Source organism: Mucilaginibacter sp. 22184 (genome assembly GCF_052045695.1).
In the GTDB taxonomy this organism is placed as follows: Bacteria; Bacteroidota; Bacteroidia; order Sphingobacteriales; family Sphingobacteriaceae; genus Mucilaginibacter.
This window is the reverse complement of the sequence record NZ_JBQEPI010000008.1, coordinates 204,828-222,479: the sequence shown is the minus strand read 5'-3', so window position 1 is coordinate 222,479 and position 17,652 is coordinate 204,828. Positions and strand designations below refer to the sequence as shown.

Genomic DNA, 17,652 nt, shown 5'->3' with positions numbered 1-17,652 from the left:
TACCCCTATTATTTACATCCCGGCAAGGTCAATCGCTTACGGTTTAGTGATGGCAATATCAATTTTCCCATCTTCCATACCTTCTATATTCTTGTCAGTAAATATGGTTTTGGAAGTTTTCTCGAGGGCAGTTAACAGATCTTCTGTACTACCTTTGGCATGAGCCACTAAAATAATGGAACCGGTACCGCTAAATTTCATTTTGGTGCTATCAACCCCGGCGCAGGCTTTTACATTGGTATTCAGTTTTCTAAGGTTTTCCATGGTGATACCTTTAATAGTAATAACAGTTTTATATCCTGAAAGCGCATTAGCAGGTGCGGGTGCAGTTGCATCAACTTTCTTTTTCTTTTTAAATAGCCCTAAAACTTTGTCGCTGGTGCCCCCGGCCCGGCTGGCAGTATTCGACGCGTTATCTGCTTTGTTAAGTAAACTATTCGCTTTGTCGATAATGCCTTGTGCTTTTACTGTTGATGCTCCCACAAGTACGAAGAGCAAAATTAAACCGATAAGATTTTTCATGACGGATTGATTTGGTTAATGCATGTATAGATTATTTGATAGATGGTGGTAGCTTCAAATAGCCCCCTCAGATGCGTTAAGGTTATAGGGATATCTTACACATCATTAATTACTATACAAAACTATCTCATAAACCCTTTAATATAAATACCAGTATTTTTGGAATTATTTATACCAGTTTTTAGGTAGTTGATCAAACCTTTTTAAATCGCATTTTAAAAAGCACTAACTTCACTCATAATAAATTATTAACCGTATGGCAACTATTTCAACAACGTATATTGGTGATTTAAAAACTGAAGCAATCCATCTGCAATCGGGCTCTAAATTGATTACCGATGCGCCAACTGATAATCATGGCAAAGGTGAAGGCTTTTCGCCAACAGACCTGCTTGCCGAATCATTAGCCGGATGTATTTTAACCGTTATGGCTTTGGCGGCACGTTCGCACGGTATCAATATGGATAATACCAAATGCGATGTTTCTAAAGTGATGGCGCCCAACCCGCGCAGGGTGGCAGAGATCATCCTTGATTTTAAATTCCCGATGGAGTATACCGATCAGGAAAAAAAGATCCTTGAACTGGCGACGGCGACCTGCCCTGTGGCTATAAGTTTGCACCCGGATCTGAAAAAAACCATCAATTTTGGGTGGTAACATCATATTGGACACGGGATTAACTATGTTTATAACAGAAATACAAACCGATATACAAGCGATAGAAGAAGACGAAACAATCTACCAGGAAATTAATTTTACTAATCGGGCAAATGCTATCGACTTTCTTGATTTCCATATCATTGACCGGATCGAAGGGCTGCTACAAAACCTTGAACAAAACGAAGAATTAATTATACTACAACAACGGGCAGAAAAGATAAAATTTGATCTGGAAAAAATAGACAATGACATGTTTATTCGGCTCAGAGAAAAGATCAGAACGGGTGTTTACAACGGCGCATCTTTCAAGGAAATGATAGGCCAATATTGTGGATATGATTATGCTAATGACCCGGATAAGATCGGTTATGACAGCCTGGATGATTTTATCAACGGACTCTTATCTGACCAGGTCATTCCCGAAGCAACCATGGAGCGCAAGCCGGAAATGGTTTTTTATCAAAAAACACCCACCAGGATCATATTTGAGTTAGCAGAATTGGCGGTGTTGAGACGGGATGATGTATTTTTCGATCTGGGATCGGGCCTGGGACAGGTGCCGATACTGGTAAACCTCATCAGCGGAACTCCAACCAAAGGCGTTGAATATGAACCAGCTTATTGTAATTACGCGAATACTTGTGCCTCTCAGCTCAATTTATCCAAAGTTGAATTCATCAACACAGATGCCCGGCTGGCAGATTATTCACGAGGTACGGTATTCTTCCTATATACCCCTTTTGAAGGAAGTATCTTACAAACCGTAATGGAGATATTGCAAAAAGAATCCCAGGGCCGGACGATCCGGGTCTTTACTTATGGCCCTTGTTCAGAAACAGTAGCAAAACAAAATTGGCTGAGTTGTATAAAGGGCGAAGCGAATGACCCATATCAGCTTTGTGCGTTTAAAAGTTTGTCTTATTGATTCGCGGTGATGATTGTCCGGTTGAAGATGTAAAATGTCTAACTCAGCCACAAACAGATCAGCGGCATTCACTTTGGGCTGTAGCTTAGTAATATAAGCGGGTTAATGAAGGGATGGTGTTCGTTAACAAGTCGGTCAGAATTAAACTTATCTTTGCGCTATGACCATCTGCATCCCCGTATAAGAACTTATTTTAAATGAAAAATTCAAACTTCAAAATATCTCCTGCGATCATATGGGTCAGTTCAATCTTTCTGGGTTTATTATCCTCAGTCCCGCAAATTGCCGAACGCCATTTTAACCCGGCAGAAGCTGCTGTAAACTCGGCTATTACTGGTTTATTTGCCCTTTTTGTGTGGTACTATAATATCTATACACTACGCGGCAATCCCACCACCTATCGCTCAAACAGAAGCTTTTCTTATTACCGGCTCATGAGTAGTTTACTGATTGGTATTGGGGTTATGCTGGCTTTGGCTTCCATACAGCAACTCATATTATCGCACATTAATTTTGGGCCGGTAATGCTGATGGTTGAAGTGAGGGGTATACTCATTAACCTGGTGTTTTACATGTTCATCCATCTTATGTATCAAAACTACAACAACCAACAGGTTAATATTGAACTGGAACGTACTAAGGCCGATAATTTGGGCGCGCAGTATGAATTATTGAAACAGCAAATCAACCCTCATTTCCTGTTCAACAGCTTAAATACCCTGAAGGCCATGGTTGAAACTAATGATAAAAATTCGGTGGATTTTATTCTGAAACTGTCCAATTTTTATCGCTTTACACTGGAAAGCCGTAAGCTGGATTTGATACATCTATCAGAAGAACTGGAAATAGTTGAAGCTTATAATTTCTTACTAAAGGCCCGGTTTGAGGATGGCTTTACTTTCACCAATACCATCAGCGAGAAATATTTAGGTACGCTTATCCCCCCATTTACTTTACAGCTACTGATAGAAAATTGTATTAAACATAACGTTGTATCGTTAGAGCGCCCGCTGCATATCCAATTTTATGAGGAGAACGATAGCCTGGTGATGGAAAATCAGATGCAGCCGAAAAGAAATGAGGAATCATCATTAGGTGTGGGGCTAAAAAACATCAGCCTGCGCTATAGTCACCTGCTTGACAAAAAGATCGAAATCATTAATGACAATAAAATATTCAAAATAAAACTCCCGGTAATACATGAACATTATCATCATTGAAGACGAATTAAAAGCGGCCCGTTCACTCGAAAACATGATAGCCGAAGTTAGGCCGCAGGCAAAAGTAATAGCACAACTGCAAAGCATCGAAAGCTCGGTAAAATACCTGACCGAGAACAAGCAGCCCGACCTGATATTCATGGATATTCAGCTTTCTGACGGCTTGTGTTTTGAGATTTTTAAATCAGTTAAAATTACCAGTCCCATTATTTTTTGTACCGCGTTTGATGAGTATTCGCTGGAGGCATTTAAGGCCAATAGTGTAGACTATGTATTGAAACCATTTTCAAAAACCGACATAGCCGATGCTTTTAAAAAAGTGGATGAGCTCAAGAATTTTTTCCAGCAAAGCATTATGCCCGATTTGGGTAACCTGTTGTCGCAAATTGCTCCGCCTGCCGGTAAGAAGAGTTTCCTGGTATTTAAGCATAATAAATACACCACGGTATCAACCGATAGCATCGCTTTCTTTTATATCCGTAACGAGGCTACATCCATCATGTGTTTTGATCAGCAGGAGTATTCCCTGAACCAATCACTCGATCAGGTGATCAGCCTATTATCACCCGTACAATTCTTCAGGCTAAACAGGCAGTATATCGTAAATTTTAACGCGATAAAAGAGGTGGAGCATTATTTTATGCGCAAACTATTTGTAAAACTTACCATTCCTACGCCCGAGAAATTGCTGATCAATAAAGAGAAAGCGCCTGTTTTTTTAAACTGGCTTGAGAACAGGTAATCAACACTGGTAGCACCAATATTTTGGCGTTCACAAATGTCCGGTCGGCCGGGGATTATGACTAACTGAGCCTTTTTGCACTAAATAAGCACCTGTTAGGAGAATACTTTTGAGTAATTAAAAAAATCAGAAGATATGAAAACTCTTAAAATCTTAGCTCTTTGCGCAGGTGCGATAGCATCCTTAGTGGTAGCAACCTCATTGATAGATCCAACCACGGCTTCTCCAAAAAAAGATAATCATCCGGCTATCGGAAAAGGATTTGCCTTGCTGGAACTGTTTACATCCGAGGGCTGCTCCAGCTGTCCGGCAGCGGATGATCTGTTGGCCAAAATTCAAAAGGAATCAAAGGATAAACCTATTTATGTACTGGCTTATCACGTTGACTACTGGAACCGTTTAGGCTGGAAGGATGTGTTCAGCAAGGCCGAATTTTCCAAACGGCAGGTGGCTTACGGCCAATGGCTTAACAAGCCACAAATTTACACTCCACAAGTTGTGATCAATGGCCAGGCCGAATGTATTGGATCTGACGAGCCGGCCCTTCGTGATGCTATTTCGGGCGCCCTGGCAGGCACTGCTTCGGTAGGTGTGGTATTACAGGTTCAGCAGGATAAAGATAAGCTGGCTGTTAACTACCAGGTAACCGGCGGTTCGGCAACAGACCAGCTATTGATAGCTTTGGTACAAAAATCGGCCATTAGTAAAGTAGCAGCCGGCGAAAACAGCGGCCGCACCTTAGCCCACGCACAGATAGTTCGCGAATTGCAAACCGTTAACTTAAATCAAACTAAAGGCACCAGCTATATTAAAGTTCCACAAGGTTATAATGCACAAAACTGGGAGGTAGTTGGTTTTATACAGAACAGCACTACCGGCGAAGTTTTATCTGCCACCCGGGCCAACCCAAACAGCAATAGCAACGTTAAAACTAATGTATTATGAACAGCCACGGAAAGTATAAACAAAGTAGATTATTAGTCGGGATCATATCATTATTTTCTATGTCGTTGCTCGCGAGGGCGCCATTTGAAAATAACCCGCAGGATTGTGCCATGATCAGCGTTTCGGGAAAGAAGCAAAAGAGCAAACATCCTACCGATGAACATCAGCTACATTGATAAATAAACCCATACCAGCCTTTCCAAAGAGGGCTGGTATTTTTATATAAACGGTAAAGTAAAACGTCTTATCCATGAAAAAACTACTCTTAATAGCCATAGCATCGTTCCTGGGGATTGGTGCTCATGCCCAGACACAATACGGCTCTGCACGGGAACTGAAATGCACAGAAGAGGCGGTGACTTTTAGCACCAACATACGATCTGGCTTGCACCTATATTCGCCTCACATAGGCTATGCGGATATGTTTAAGCCAACACCTAATTTCAGCTCTTCAAACCTTTACACCAGCAAAAATACTATCCGTGAAGTACCCCTACCGGCTAATTTCGAAAAAGCATTTACACCCGGAGCTTCATCTCCACAAAAAAACATTTTGTTTGTTCAAAAGATGATGCGAGGCTTGTTTCAGATAGACGAAACAGCTATCAAACGCGCTTTTATCACTTATGATTATAGCCGATTTTTACCTCCGTCGGCACCAGGATCATTACTTTAAATTAATTAATATTACATAAAAAAAGCCCTATGAAAATTACGTATTACGGCCACTCCAGCTTCTCGGTATTTGCAGGTGGCAAACACATTTTATTTGACCCATTTATAACCGGAAATGAATTAGCCAAAGACATCGATATTGATACTATACCGGCTGATTACATTTTTGTATCTCATGGTCACTTTGATCATATACAGGATGTAGTGGCTATTGCCAATCGTACGGGTGCCACCGTGGTGGGTATATGGGAGCTGTACTCCTATTTCGGCAAACAGGGTGTAAAAAATCTGCACCCCTTAAATCCGGGCGGTAAGGTTGTTTTTGATTTTGGTACAGCCAAATCAGTTATAGCTCAACACTCCAGCAGTTTGCCCGATGGAACTTATGCCGGTGTGGCTTGCGGCTTTGTTTTCAAAACCGAAGAAGGTAATTTTTATTACAGCGGTGATACCGGTCTTACTTTAGATATGACGCTGATCCCTAAATGGGCCGAACTCGACTTTGCTGTTTTCCCGATAGGCGATGCCTTAACCATGGGCATAGAAGAAGCCATTGAAGCTGCTCAGTTTGTTAAAACCAATAAAGTATTAGGCGCTCATTATGATACGTTTGGCTTTATTAAGATTGATAAAGCCGGGGCGGTTAAACAATTCAAAGCCGCAGGTATAGAGCTGTTCCTGCCAGCCATAGGTGAAACTGTTGATATCTAAAACAGACCCAAAGTTTACCCATAAAAAAGCCTGCCCGAAATAATCGGGCAGGCTTTCTATTGTAGAAAGGGTTATTAAACCAGGTTAATCACCACGTTGATATTACCTTTGGTTAGTTTCGAATACGGACAGGTTTGGTGAGCAGCTTCGATCAAAGCTTGTGCTGCTTCACGATCTAAACCTGGTAAACTTACATTAAGACGGGCTTGTAAGAAGTAGGCTCCTGAAGTAATCCCCAGATCTACTTCTGCATCGATTGCCAGTTCTTCAGGAAGGGTTACTCTCATTTTGGCGGCTGCAATACCCATAGCTCCTTCAAAACATGCTGACCAGCCGGCAGCGAATAATTGCTCTGGATTAGTACCCGGAGCTGACGTACCTGGAGTAGCATGCCTGATATCTAAACGACCATCGTTGCTGCGCGAAAAACCTTCACGGGCACCAGTGGTACGTACTTTGGCGGTGTATAATACTTTTTCGATTTTGTTATCAGTAATATCTTCGATGACTTTGATTGAATTCACTGGTGAATCTATTCTGTTGGTTTCCATTGTTTTACTTTTTAAATTGTTGTTTGTTATTGTTTTGTTGCTCAAATATACCCTCATACCGGGCGTTGTCCTATCTGTAAATACAGCAAATGGACAACCGGCCTGCTGAATCAGACATTTTCCAGTCTGAATATTTTATGGCTTATTTCGTATAACCATCTACCTCGATGATCGCATCGACAAAAGCCTTTGGGGCTTCCTGTGGCAGGTTATGCCCTATGCCACCGGTAATGGTATGGTGCACATATTTACCGGAGAATTTATTGCGGTAAGATGCAGGTTCGGCATGTGGCGCGCCATTGGCATCGCCTTCAAGGGTGATGGTTGGCACAGCGATAACCGGGCTTTTTGCCAGTTGTTTCTCCAGGTCATCATATTTAGTTTCGCCCTCGGCCAGGCCCAGTCTCCAGCGGTAATTATGGATCACGATGCTCACATAGTCCGGGTTTTCAAAAGAAGCCGCGCTGCGGTCTAAGGTAGCTTCATCAAAGTTCCATTTTGGTGATGCGGTTTCCCAGATCAGTTTAGCGAAATCACGACGGTATTTGTCATAACCCTCACGACCACGTTCTGTCGAGAAGTAATATTGATACCACCAGCTAAACTCGGCTTTTGGAGGCAGTGGGTGTTTACTGGCTTCCAGGTTGGTCATCAGGTAACCACTTACCGAAACCAGGGCTTCGCAACGTTCAGGCCACAAGGCGGCTATGATACAGGCTGTACGGCCCCCCCAATCGTAACCGGCGAATATGGCTTTTTTGATTTGAAGCGCGTCTATCAATGCAATAATGTCAAGAGCTACAGCAGATTGCTGGCCGTTTCTGGGTGTACTGTCTGAAAGGAAACGGGTAGTACCATGACCACGCAAATGCGGAATAATTACCCGGTAACCTGCAGATACCAGCAAAGGGGCCACATCAACAAAGCTATTGATATCATATGGCCAGCCATGCAGCAGAACAACCACTTTGCCATTGGCAGGGCCAACTTCCACATAGCCCATATTCAGTACGCCGGCTTTAATTTGTTTAACGTTATCAAATGCCTTATTAGCGCTGGGTTTGAATGGTGCTTTACCTGTTGAGTTTGTATTTTCGGGTTGCGCTTTTGCCGGGCTAAATATGCCGAGTTGAGTAGCTGCGATAGTGATTGCCGCGGTACTTAAAAAGCGGCGGCGGCCATATTGTGTTTCGTTTGACATCTTAATTTCTCCTTTTTATTTAATGGCATTTGCTGCCTGTTTGGTTATGTTTAATATTTGTTGATGGCGTGGTTCGGATAATAATTACCGGTAGTCCGCAGGTCAATTTTAATACCTTGGCCTGCGGCCGGTAACATTATATACTCGATCAGTTATTTGCGTAATGATTTGAAAGCTGCACGTAACTCTTCTGCAAAAAGTTGTGGTTCTTCCCAGGCAGCAAAGTGACCGCCTTTGTTAACCTCGTGGAAATAGATCAACTTGTGATAGCTTTTTTCGGCCCAGCTTTTTGGTGCCTGGTATATCTCGCCAGGGAAAACAGTTATCGCGGCAGGGATCGAAATATTAACCGCGTTAAAGTTATTGGCATTGTTTTCCCAATATAATTGCGCTCCTGATGTAGCGGTGTTGGTTAACCAGTATAAGGAAATATCATCCAGCATTTCATCTTTGGTTAATGATTTTTCAGGATCACCACCGCTATAAGTCCAGTCGGCAAATTTATCATAGAACCATGAGGCCAAACCCACAGGCGAATCAGACAAACTGTAGCCAATGGTTTGCGGACGGGTAACCATCATAGCTGCGTAGCCACCACCCCTGGTATACAAATTATTCAATGATTGATAAGCAGCCTTCTCTTTAGCAGAAAGATTGGCTGGTACCGGACTGCCACTGGCCAGTAATTTGGCTACATCGGCAGGTACAGTAGCAGGCATGTTAACGTGGATACCTAATAAGCCAACCGGTTTTTGAGCCGCCATTTTATCTGCAACTACCGAACCCCAGTCGCCGCCTTGCGATACATAATTTTTATATCCTAAACGTTTCATCAATACATCCCAGGCACGGGCAATATGATCAGCGTTCCAGCCGGTAGTGGTAGGTTTGCCAGAGAAACCATAACCAGGCATAGAAGGGATAATTACATCGAATGAATCTTCTTTGCGACCGCCGTAAGCTTCAGGGTCGGTCAACGGACCAACAACTTTCAGCAATTCAAAAACAGAACCTGGCCAGCCGTGGGTGATGATCACCGGCAAGGCGTTTGGATTTTTAGAACGTACGTGGATAAAGTGGATGTCCAGACCATCAATATTAGTTATGAATTGTGGCAGGGCATTCAGCTTGTCTTCGGCTTTGCGCCAGTCGTACCCGGTTCCCCAATATTTTACCAGGGCTTGTATTTTGTCCAGTTGAGCGCCTTGTGAGCGATCGGTAACGGTTTCTTTTTCGGCCCAGCGGGTTGCCTGTACACGCTGACGCAGATCGGCAACTGCTTCATCTGAAATATGAGCATGGAAAGGACGGATAGCATCAGACTGCTGAGCGTTGGCAGATGGGCTGGTTTGAGCAAAGCTGATGGTTGCTGTAAACAGAGCAAATGCACCGGCGATAACTTTACTGATAAGGATGTGTTTATTCGTTTTCATGATTTAAATTTTTTTGAGTTTTTGTTATTGTGTCCTCAAAAGTATCCTTACCCTACCTCCAACCCAATCACTATATATGGCAAGTAGACAAAGCCCATCCCGAACTGGTCATTTTTAAACCCGAATTAGTTAAAAAAATAGTGTAACATCTTACAGCTAATTCTTAAACAGCCGGAGCAATTCGTTACAAAAAGTGGGTTTACATGGTTTACACTTTTTACGGTTTACATTAAATTAAAAAATTAATAGTCAATTAGTTAACTCAATTTTAGTACTAAAAAGTGGGTTTACATGTAAACCCACTTTTTGTTCGTCGAAATAGCTTTGCGAGCCCTTTATACCTAATCCACTTTAGCTCTGCAAAATATTAAATGCATTAAGTATTTTTGATTTGATGCAAGCAAAAGAAATACTCCAGGCGCATATCGCTAAAACTATATCGTTAACAGATGAGCAGTTCGATTATCTTTTTTCGCATTTCAAACAGCGGTCTTTCAAAAAGGGGCAGGTTATTATTGCCGCAGGCGATAAGATAGATCATGAATATTTTGTGCTGGATGGCTGCCTCAAATCATTCTATATCAATGATGACCTGAAAATGTTCATCCTGCAATTTGCCATGCCTACCTGGTGGGCATCGGATTACAATGCCCTATATAGCCAGACAAAAGCAACCATCAATTTAGATTGCATTACAGATGCTGAGGTGCTTTGCCTGTCAAATGACGACCGCGAAAAACTCTGCAACGAGATTCACCAGGTAGAACATTTTTTTCGCTGGCGCACCAACAGGGGTTACGTGGCTTCCCAAAAAAGGCTTTTATCCTTCATGAACAATGATGCCAAACACCGCTATGAAGAATTGTTGGCCCTGTATCCTGCGCTGTATAATATCGTTCCCAAACATCTGATTGCGGCCTATTTGGGCGTTTCGCGGGAAACGCTGAGCAGGCTTTATCATTCCTGATCAGTCACCCCAAAATGTGATGTACATCACGTAATCTGCCTGCTTTTTTAAATGTGATGTAGGTCACGTAAGTTCCTCTTCATTCCTCCCCACATTTGTATTGTCATTAACGACATACAAACATGGAAACACAAAATTTCAAAATCGTAAGCGCTAAAAGTAACATCGATTGGATCGGTCGTAAAGTAACCGGCGCACATAACGGAACTATCTCTGTTAAAGAAGGTTCCTTAACTTTTAACAACGGTCAGCTTTCAGGCGGCCGCTTTATTATCGATACTACATCGATCAACATCCTGGATATAACCGATCCCGCTACAAACGCGCAATTTGCCGGTCACCTGGCTTCTGAGGATTTCTTCAATTCCAAACAATATCCCGAAGCATTGTTCGTGATCACCTCATCTGCACCTAAAGGTAATGGCGTTTATCATATTGATGGCGACCTGACCATCAAAGACCTTACTCATCCGGTAGCGTTTGACGCGCAGATTGATCATGCTGATGATGTAATTACTGCATCTGGCAAGATCGTGATCGACCGTACCAAATACGGCATGAAATTCCGTTCAGGTAATTTCTTCAAAGATCTGGGCGATACTTTGATCTATAATGAATTTGAACTTCAGGTAACCATCACCGCTAACGCTGTTACTGAAACAGCCTTAGCCTAAAAACCACAGCCATGCCATTTGTAAAAATCGAGATCACCCGTGAAGGAGTCACCCGTGAACAAAAACAAACCCTGATAAAAGGTGTAACCGATCTGCTGACCAGCACCCTAAATAAAGATCCTCATTTAACCCATGTAGTGATACAGGAAGTTGATCTGGACGACTGGGGTTATGCCGGCGAACAAGTATCCGTACTAAGAGAAAAAGGCATCACTGCCGATAAAAAATAAAGACCATGAAAAAGCAAACTGTCATCGTAACCGGTGCATCGTCCGGTATAGGTAAAGAAATAGCCCGTTACTTTTTAGAAAAGGGCGATAATGTAGTTATCAATTCCACCACAGCTCATAAACTGGAGCAGGTTTTTAACGAACTGGGGGCAGGCGATAACCTGGCCATGGTAGCAGGCAATGTAAGCCACAAACAAACCGGCGAACAACTGGTAGCCAAAGCCATCGAAAAATTCGGTTCAGCAGATGTGCTGGTAAACAATGCCGGCATATTTGAAACCAGGCCTTTTCTGGAAGTAGATGAAGCTTACCTGGATAAATTCCTGAATACCAACCTTAAAGGCACTTATTTCACCACACAGGCAATTATACCACAGATGTTAAAACAACATGATGGCGTGGTGATCAACATTGGTACGCCATTGGTTAACCATTCGCTTACCGGGGTTCCTATTACCGCGCAAATGGCATCAAAAGGCGCCATACAAGCGCTTACTATACAGCTGGCCAGCGAGTTTGGTAAAGATAACATCCGGGTGAATACCATCGCCCCCGGTACCATCCGCACCCCAATGCATGGCGACAAGGCCGACCAAAGCGCTGGCTTACACCTGCTGAACCGTGTAGGCGAAGTGGAAGACATTGCCGAGATGGTTTATACCGTTGCCAAGAGTAAATTTATTACCGGCGCTATCATCAATGTAGATGGTGGTATGGCTGCCGGGCATAATTTAAATTGATATGAAAACCCTGTTATTAACCGCTTTAATGTTCTGTACCTTGCAGAACATTAAAGCACAAAAATTAAAGAAAATGGAAAACAATCAGCAAAGCAGAGCTGCCATTACCGAGGTGCTCGAAAACCACTACTTCAAAGGGATATATGAAGGTGATATTAGCAAACTAAGCCCCATTTACTATAACGGTACATTATTATTTGGCGATATAAAAGGTCAGCCGTATGCCAAAATTTTAGAGCAATATTTAGATGGTGTGGCACATCGCCAAAGTCCCAAAGATTCCGGTAAACCATTTAAAGGCGAGATCGTTGATATCAGGGTAATAAATTCCATAGCCGTTGCAGAGGTAAAGGTAAAAATGTATGAATTCAACTATCACGAGTTTCTGTCATTTCACCAGATAGATGGCAAATGGCTGATCGTTAATAAAATGATCAGCGACGTAAACGAATAAAACTATTTAACCATGTGGTATAACACAAAAGCAACAGAAATATTAGGCATTGATTACCCGATTATGCAGGGTCCATTCGGTGGCGGATTGTCATCGGTTGAATTGGTAGCTACTGTATCCAATGCTGGTGGTTTAGGCGGTTATGGTGCTTACACTTTAAGTCCGCAAGAGATCTATGAGAAAGATAAGCAGCTCAAAGCCGCCACCAACAAGCCCTACAATATTAACCTGTGGGTTTCTGATACCGATGCGATAGACGGTACGGTTTCTGACGAACATTTTGAACAGACTAAAGCTTTATTCAAGCCCTATTTTGACGAAGCCGGGATCGCATTGCCCGAAAAACCGGCAGTGTTTAAACCCCGCTTTGAAAACCAGGTTGAGGTGATACTGAGCACCCGTCCAAAAGTATTCAGCTTTATGTTTGGCATACCCTCTGCAGATATATTGGAGCAATGCCGTAAACAGGGTATTAAAACAGTGGGCGCAGCCACCACGCTTGACGAAGCCATTGCTTTGGACGCGGCAGGTGTGGATATGATCATCGCCTCAGGCTTCGAATCCGGCGGTCACCGTCCTTCATTTTTGGCTTCTGCCGAGCAATCCACTACCGGAACTTTTGTATTAATCCAATTGATCAGGGAAAAAGTAAAAACACCTATTATTGCCGCGGGCGGTATCGCCAACGGTCGTGGTGTGGCCGCAGCGCTCACTTTGGGTGCCGATGCCGCGCAGATCGGTACTGCGTTCCTGGCTTGTGATGAATCGGGCGCATTACCTGTCCATCGACAAATGCTGTTTTCTGATGCCGCAAAATATACCACACTATCGCGCGCCTTCACCGGGCGGCTGGGGCGTGGTGTTACCAGCAGGGTGGCCAAAGATTTAGTAGGTCAGGAGAAACAATTCCTGCCCTTTCCGCTGCAAACCACTTTCATATCGTCATTAAGAAAATCGGCGCTTGAACAACAAAAATGGGATATGGTATTGTTCTGGGGTGGACAAATCGCACCTATTCTTAAACATACCAAAGCCTCGGTTTTGATGCAATCCTTAATCGAGGAAACATCAAAGATCATGGCATCATAAAACAAACAAGGCTATGAACTCGTCAAAAGTATGGTATATCACAGGAGCCTCACAAGGATTGGGGCTTAACCTGGTAAAAAAGCTATTGCATAGTGGCTACCGGGTAGCCGCCACCTCGCGCAACGCGCAAACCCTTAAAGATGCTGTTGGGCTGATAGACACTGACCGTTTTCTTCCGCTGGCGGTAGATTTGAATAACCTGGATTGCATCGAAGAATCCATCAGGCAAACCATTACCGCTTTCGGGCAAATTGATGTGCTTGTTAATAATGCCGGTTATGGCATGGCCGGTACGGTAGAAGAAATAGTAGAGCAGGATATCAAAAATATTTTTGATGTGAATGTTCTGGCCACCATCAACGTTACCCGGAGCGTACTACCCGTTATGCGTAAGCAGAAAAGCGGTTTTATTATCAACATGAGTTCTGTTGCAGGTTTTGTAGGCGCACCGGGCTGGTCAATATATTCGGCAACCAAAGCCGCGGTAACTGCCTTTTCTGAAGTGCTGGCGCTTGATGTTAAAGAATTTGGTATCAAAGTAACCGCGGTGGAACCATCAGGTTTCCGCACCGGTTTCCTCACCCAAAATTCACTGGCTTATACCGAAAGTAAAATTGAGGGTTACCAGGCGGTAAAAAATACGCAGGAACGTTACCTGGCAGCCAATGGCAAACAACCCGGCGATCCGGATAAGGCAGCCAAAATATTGATCCAGATCTCCGAAGATCAGCAACCACCATTACACCTGTATCTTGGCCGCGACGCTTATAAGCGTGCATCAGAAAAACTGGCCGCGATGGCTGATGAACTGGAGACCTGGAAAGCAACCACTATAGGGGCTGATTTTCCCGATCAGAATTAATGAGCTTATTATAATGCGGTTGACGATTTTGTTTATTTTCGTAACACACAATAGATATTATAATTTATGAAGCCGGATTCGCAGAATGTAACTGACTATACCAATAACAATACCATATTTATGGTCTGGAGTTTTAAGGATGATGTAGAAGTGAAAGATACTTTCAGTCAACTTTGTAAGCTGATTATCAACCTTAATAATTCTGCAAATATCCGTTTCCCTGTTTCGCGGGCAAGCTGTGTAATGGGTATTGGGTACGATGCCTGGCTCCGGCTCGGTCTTCCTACCCCGTTACCTAAAGAATTAGCAAATTTTGAGCCTATCGCAGGCAGTAAACACACGGCGGTTGCTACCAAAGGGGATCTGCATTTTCATATCCGGGCAGATACTACCAGTATCTGTTATGATATCGCATCTGCTATAACTGACGTTTTAAGTCCCGTGGCCATCAGTACAGAGGAGATCCATGGTTTCAGGTATTGGGACAGCCGCTCTATTTTAGGCTTTGTTGACGGTACTGAAAATCCACACGGACAGGAGCGCGAGTTTTTCAGCATGATAGGCGATGATGATCCCGCTTATCAGGGCGGGAGTTATCTTTTCACTCAAAAATATATCCACGATTTAACCGCATGGAAAGGACTTTCTACAGAACAACAGGAGAAAGTAATGGGGCGTTACAAAGCGAATGATATTGAAATGAGCGATGACGTAAAACCATCTAACTCCCATATTGCCTTGGCCAATGTTGGCGATGATTTGAAGATTGTTCGCGATAATATGCCGTTTGGCAATATGGGGACTAATGAAATGGGAACTTATTTTATAGCTTATGCCAGTACATTCAGTACAGTACAGTTGATGCTGACCAATATGTTTATTGGCTCGCCTGAAGGGAACTATGACAGGATCCTCGATTTCAGCACAGCCAAAACCGGAACCCTGTTTTTTGTACCCACATTTGACATGTTGGATAGCTTTTCCGATTAATTTTCTGATCAAAATATAATGGATACCAGGCAATTTAATGATGATGTTTTCCAGGTAGTGGAGCTCATTCCAACAGGTCGTGTAACTTCCTATGGCGCGATAGCTAAAGCGCTGGGCTATGGTACAGCCAGGATGGTGGGCCATGCTATGGGCATGATTGATCATGATAACAAAACCCTACCGGCGCATCGTGTGGTTAACAGCAGCGGTCATATTTCGCCACCGGAAAACAGCGGGGGAAAATGGCGCATACAAATGCTGGAGCAGGAAGGTGTAGTTGTACGAAACGGGAAAGTAGCCCAGTTCAAGGAGCTTTTCTGGGACCCTAAAATTGAAATAGAATAAGCGGGCCAAAGCCACACCGAATAGCTTTAAATGGAGGAGATCTTATTAACCCAGCCTATCAATCCGGAAGAAATACTGTGGTTTTTATCCCGCGGTTTTGACGAGCCCATGTACCGGGTTAAAAATAATAGTGTATTCAGGGCTTTTAAAATTGGCGATGACAAATTCCTGGTGAAAATTACACCAGGCGTGCAGTCGGTAAAAATAGAATGGCTTTGCGGAGAACGTACCGAAGAAAAAGCGACGTTCGTTAAAAGCTTCATCAGCGAATGGTTTGATCTGGAGGCAGACATCACACCATTTTATGAACTCCTGAAAACCGATGACAGGCTGTATTACATGGCCGAAGACTTTAATGGCCTGAAACTGATAGGTATGCCCGATCTGTTCGAGGCCCTTGCTTGGGCCATTATGGGTCAGCAGATCAACTTGACTTTTGCCTACAAACTCAAACGCAGGTTGATTGAAAAGTACGGTGACTTTATTGAGCATGAAGGCGAAGTATATTATGTATTCCCCTCACCAGAGGCAATCGCGGTGGCCAATCCTGATGAACTCAGGGAGATGCAGCTATCCGGCAGTAAAGTTACCTATCTAAAAAACGCAGCTACAGCATTCGCGACTGGAAAAATTGATAAATCCATATTGAAGGCGCTACCCGATGCCCTTTCACGCCGTAACCTGCTTACCGCGCAAAAAGGCATTGGCGTATGGACAGCCAACTATGTGTTGATGAAATGCCTGCGCGATCAAACAGCTGTGCCATTCGGCGATGCAGGGTTGCTCAACGCGTTGTTAAGCCATGATGTCATCACCAATAAAACAGAGTTGCAAAATATGTATACGCTGTTTGAAAAGTTTAAAGGCTGGGAGGCCTACCTGGTATTTTACCTTTGGCGAAGCCTTGCACCAAGACCAGAAATTAATAAAGCTTTTTCACCTGATTAGGCGTTAAACCGGTATAAGATTTAAACTCTTTTATAAAATGTGCCTGGTCATAATAGCCGCACTCAAAAGCTATGGAAGTGAGCGGTTGAGGCGATGATCTTAATAACTCCAGGCTCTTGTTAAACCGCTGAACAGAAAAAAACCTTTGAGGCGTTATACCAACCCAATTCATAAAAAGTTTTTGAATATAACGCTCAGAAAAACCATAGTGCTCCGACAGGCTTTGAATATTGAAGGTCCTGTTTTCCTGAGCAACATAATTGCACAAATGTTCCACTAATTTTAACTGATGGTCACTCCTTTTGTTCCTCACCAATCTCTGGATCAGGAACGCTTCCAAAACCTCTACCTTCTGTTCTATCGTGCGTTGTTCCATTAAGCGATTATAAAAATCATCCGACTCTTTGTTGAAAAGATCACAGAGATCAATTGACTCATTAGTAAAATCGGAAGCCGGGTTTGGAAAAAAAAGCGCGCTGGCATGCGGATGGAACCGTGTGATGAGGCATGTATTTCCTTTGGTGAGCGCAGCCATGGTTGGGATTGTCCAGTGGCCTAACACTTCCAAACTGGGCACCTTCATGGCGTTATTTCCCCGGTGCCTTACGGTATCATTGGTGGAGATATCTATACAGAGCTCTACACAGCCGCTCGGATACATCACCTCCAGCACATCCGTATCGTGGCGGCACGTCCAGTGATTTTTTACAAAAGGTTTTAAAATATCCGACGGAAAGAATACCCTATCTCGCATAATTAAAGATAAT

General features: G+C 43.2%; 23 protein-coding genes. 18 read left to right on the top strand and 5 right to left on the bottom strand.

Features of this window, described 5'->3' with window-relative positions:
- Window positions 1-36 precede the first annotated feature (36 nt).
- Window positions 37-522: a hypothetical protein gene (locus ACTJKG_RS18960; protein WP_440740134.1), complete on the bottom strand. Its 486-nt coding sequence runs from the start codon at window positions 520-522 to the stop codon at window positions 37-39.
- A 256-nt stretch (window positions 523-778) separates the two neighbouring features.
- Between ACTJKG_RS18960 and ACTJKG_RS18955 the strand changes: the two genes are divergently transcribed.
- From ACTJKG_RS18955 to ACTJKG_RS18920, 8 genes are all read left to right on the top strand, one after another.
- Window positions 779-1,180: an OsmC family protein gene (locus ACTJKG_RS18955; RefSeq protein ID WP_172337186.1), complete on the top strand. Its 402-nt coding sequence runs from the start codon at window positions 779-781 to the stop codon at window positions 1,178-1,180.
- 25 nt (window positions 1,181-1,205) lie between these two features.
- On the top strand, window positions 1,206-2,108 hold the full coding sequence (locus ACTJKG_RS18950; protein ID WP_440740133.1) for a hypothetical protein: 903 nt from the start codon (window positions 1,206-1,208) through the stop codon (window positions 2,106-2,108).
- 197 nt (window positions 2,109-2,305) lie between these two features.
- Window positions 2,306-3,328 (top strand): sensor histidine kinase, encoded by a 1,023-nt coding sequence (locus tag ACTJKG_RS18945; RefSeq protein ID WP_172337188.1) that lies wholly within the window; start codon window positions 2,306-2,308, stop codon window positions 3,326-3,328.
- Window positions 3,309-4,070, top strand: a complete 762-nt coding sequence (locus ACTJKG_RS18940) for a LytR/AlgR family response regulator transcription factor (protein WP_172337189.1) — start codon at window positions 3,309-3,311, stop codon at window positions 4,068-4,070. The genes ACTJKG_RS18945 and ACTJKG_RS18940 overlap by 20 nt, the downstream gene beginning before the upstream one ends.
- 135 nt (window positions 4,071-4,205) lie before the next feature.
- Entirely contained in the window at window positions 4,206-5,015 is an 810-nt protein-coding gene (locus ACTJKG_RS18935; RefSeq protein WP_440740132.1) for a DUF1223 domain-containing protein, read from the top strand.
- Window positions 5,012-5,191, top strand: a complete 180-nt coding sequence (locus ACTJKG_RS18930) for a hypothetical protein (RefSeq protein ID WP_440740131.1) — start codon at window positions 5,012-5,014, stop codon at window positions 5,189-5,191. The genes ACTJKG_RS18935 and ACTJKG_RS18930 overlap by 4 nt, the downstream gene beginning before the upstream one ends.
- Window positions 5,192-5,265: 74 nt before the next feature.
- Complete coding sequence (locus ACTJKG_RS18925) at window positions 5,266-5,691, top strand: hypothetical protein (protein WP_440740130.1); 426 nt, start codon at window positions 5,266-5,268, stop codon at window positions 5,689-5,691.
- A 29-nt stretch (window positions 5,692-5,720) separates the two neighbouring features.
- Window positions 5,721-6,401, top strand: coding sequence for a metal-dependent hydrolase (locus ACTJKG_RS18920; RefSeq protein ID WP_440740129.1), 681 nt, complete (start codon window positions 5,721-5,723; stop codon window positions 6,399-6,401).
- Window positions 6,402-6,475: 74 nt separating this feature from the next.
- Here the strand turns inward: ACTJKG_RS18920 and ACTJKG_RS18915 are convergent, their stop codons facing one another.
- The 3 genes from ACTJKG_RS18915 to ACTJKG_RS18905 all read right to left on the bottom strand — a co-directional run bounded on the left by ACTJKG_RS18915 (window position 6,476) and on the right by ACTJKG_RS18905 (window position 9,586).
- Window positions 6,476-6,952: an organic hydroperoxide resistance protein gene (locus ACTJKG_RS18915; RefSeq protein ID WP_440740128.1), complete on the bottom strand. Its 477-nt coding sequence runs from the start codon at window positions 6,950-6,952 to the stop codon at window positions 6,476-6,478.
- Between the two features lie 142 nt (window positions 6,953-7,094).
- Window positions 7,095-8,153: an alpha/beta fold hydrolase gene (locus ACTJKG_RS18910; RefSeq protein ID WP_440740127.1), complete on the bottom strand. Its 1,059-nt coding sequence runs from the start codon at window positions 8,151-8,153 to the stop codon at window positions 7,095-7,097.
- Window positions 8,154-8,305: 152 nt separating this feature from the next.
- Window positions 8,306-9,586 (bottom strand): epoxide hydrolase family protein, encoded by a 1,281-nt coding sequence (locus ACTJKG_RS18905; RefSeq protein WP_172337196.1) that lies wholly within the window; start codon window positions 9,584-9,586, stop codon window positions 8,306-8,308.
- Between the two features lie 394 nt (window positions 9,587-9,980).
- On the opposite strand from ACTJKG_RS18905, the gene ACTJKG_RS18900 reads away from it, so the two are divergent.
- The 10 genes from ACTJKG_RS18900 (at window position 9,981) to ACTJKG_RS18855 (ending at window position 16,885) form a co-directional block, all read left to right on the top strand.
- Entirely contained in the window at window positions 9,981-10,553 is a 573-nt protein-coding gene (locus ACTJKG_RS18900; protein WP_172337197.1) for a Crp/Fnr family transcriptional regulator, read from the top strand.
- 122 nt (window positions 10,554-10,675) lie between these two features.
- Complete coding sequence (locus ACTJKG_RS18895) at window positions 10,676-11,227, top strand: YceI family protein (protein WP_172337198.1); 552 nt, start codon at window positions 10,676-10,678, stop codon at window positions 11,225-11,227.
- An 11-nt stretch (window positions 11,228-11,238) separates the two neighbouring features.
- Window positions 11,239-11,457, top strand: coding sequence for a tautomerase family protein (locus ACTJKG_RS18890; protein ID WP_076377036.1), 219 nt, complete (start codon window positions 11,239-11,241; stop codon window positions 11,455-11,457).
- Between the two features lie 5 nt (window positions 11,458-11,462).
- Complete coding sequence (locus ACTJKG_RS18885) at window positions 11,463-12,197, top strand: SDR family NAD(P)-dependent oxidoreductase (protein ID WP_172337200.1); 735 nt, start codon at window positions 11,463-11,465, stop codon at window positions 12,195-12,197.
- A 1-nt stretch (window position 12,198) separates the two neighbouring features.
- Window positions 12,199-12,651 (top strand): nuclear transport factor 2 family protein, encoded by a 453-nt coding sequence (locus tag ACTJKG_RS18880; RefSeq protein ID WP_440740126.1) that lies wholly within the window; start codon window positions 12,199-12,201, stop codon window positions 12,649-12,651.
- A 12-nt stretch (window positions 12,652-12,663) separates the two neighbouring features.
- The gene (locus ACTJKG_RS18875) at window positions 12,664-13,740 is read left to right on the top strand and encodes an NAD(P)H-dependent flavin oxidoreductase (RefSeq protein ID WP_440740125.1); all 1,077 of its coding nucleotides are present in this window, start codon (window positions 12,664-12,666) and stop codon (window positions 13,738-13,740) included.
- A gap of 13 nt (window positions 13,741-13,753) precedes the next feature.
- The gene (locus ACTJKG_RS18870; RefSeq protein WP_172337203.1) at window positions 13,754-14,602 is read left to right on the top strand and encodes an SDR family NAD(P)-dependent oxidoreductase; all 849 of its coding nucleotides are present in this window, start codon (window positions 13,754-13,756) and stop codon (window positions 14,600-14,602) included.
- Between the two features lie 66 nt (window positions 14,603-14,668).
- Window positions 14,669-15,592 carry a Dyp-type peroxidase gene (locus ACTJKG_RS18865; RefSeq protein ID WP_172337204.1) on the top strand — a complete coding sequence of 308 codons (924 nt, stop codon included), beginning with the start codon at window positions 14,669-14,671 and terminating at the stop codon, window positions 15,590-15,592.
- 18 nt (window positions 15,593-15,610) lie between these two features.
- Window positions 15,611-15,937 carry an MGMT family protein gene (locus ACTJKG_RS18860; RefSeq protein WP_440740124.1) on the top strand — a complete coding sequence of 109 codons (327 nt, stop codon included), beginning with the start codon at window positions 15,611-15,613 and terminating at the stop codon, window positions 15,935-15,937.
- 30 nt (window positions 15,938-15,967) lie between these two features.
- Window positions 15,968-16,885 carry a DNA-3-methyladenine glycosylase family protein gene (locus ACTJKG_RS18855; RefSeq protein ID WP_440740123.1) on the top strand — a complete coding sequence of 306 codons (918 nt, stop codon included), beginning with the start codon at window positions 15,968-15,970 and terminating at the stop codon, window positions 16,883-16,885.
- Here the strand turns inward: ACTJKG_RS18855 and ACTJKG_RS18850 are convergent.
- Window positions 16,860-17,639, bottom strand: coding sequence for a helix-turn-helix domain-containing protein (locus ACTJKG_RS18850; protein ID WP_440740122.1), 780 nt, complete (start codon window positions 17,637-17,639; stop codon window positions 16,860-16,862). The two genes, ACTJKG_RS18855 and ACTJKG_RS18850, sit on opposite strands and share 26 nt — an antisense overlap.
- Window positions 17,640-17,652: the final 13 nt, after the last annotated feature.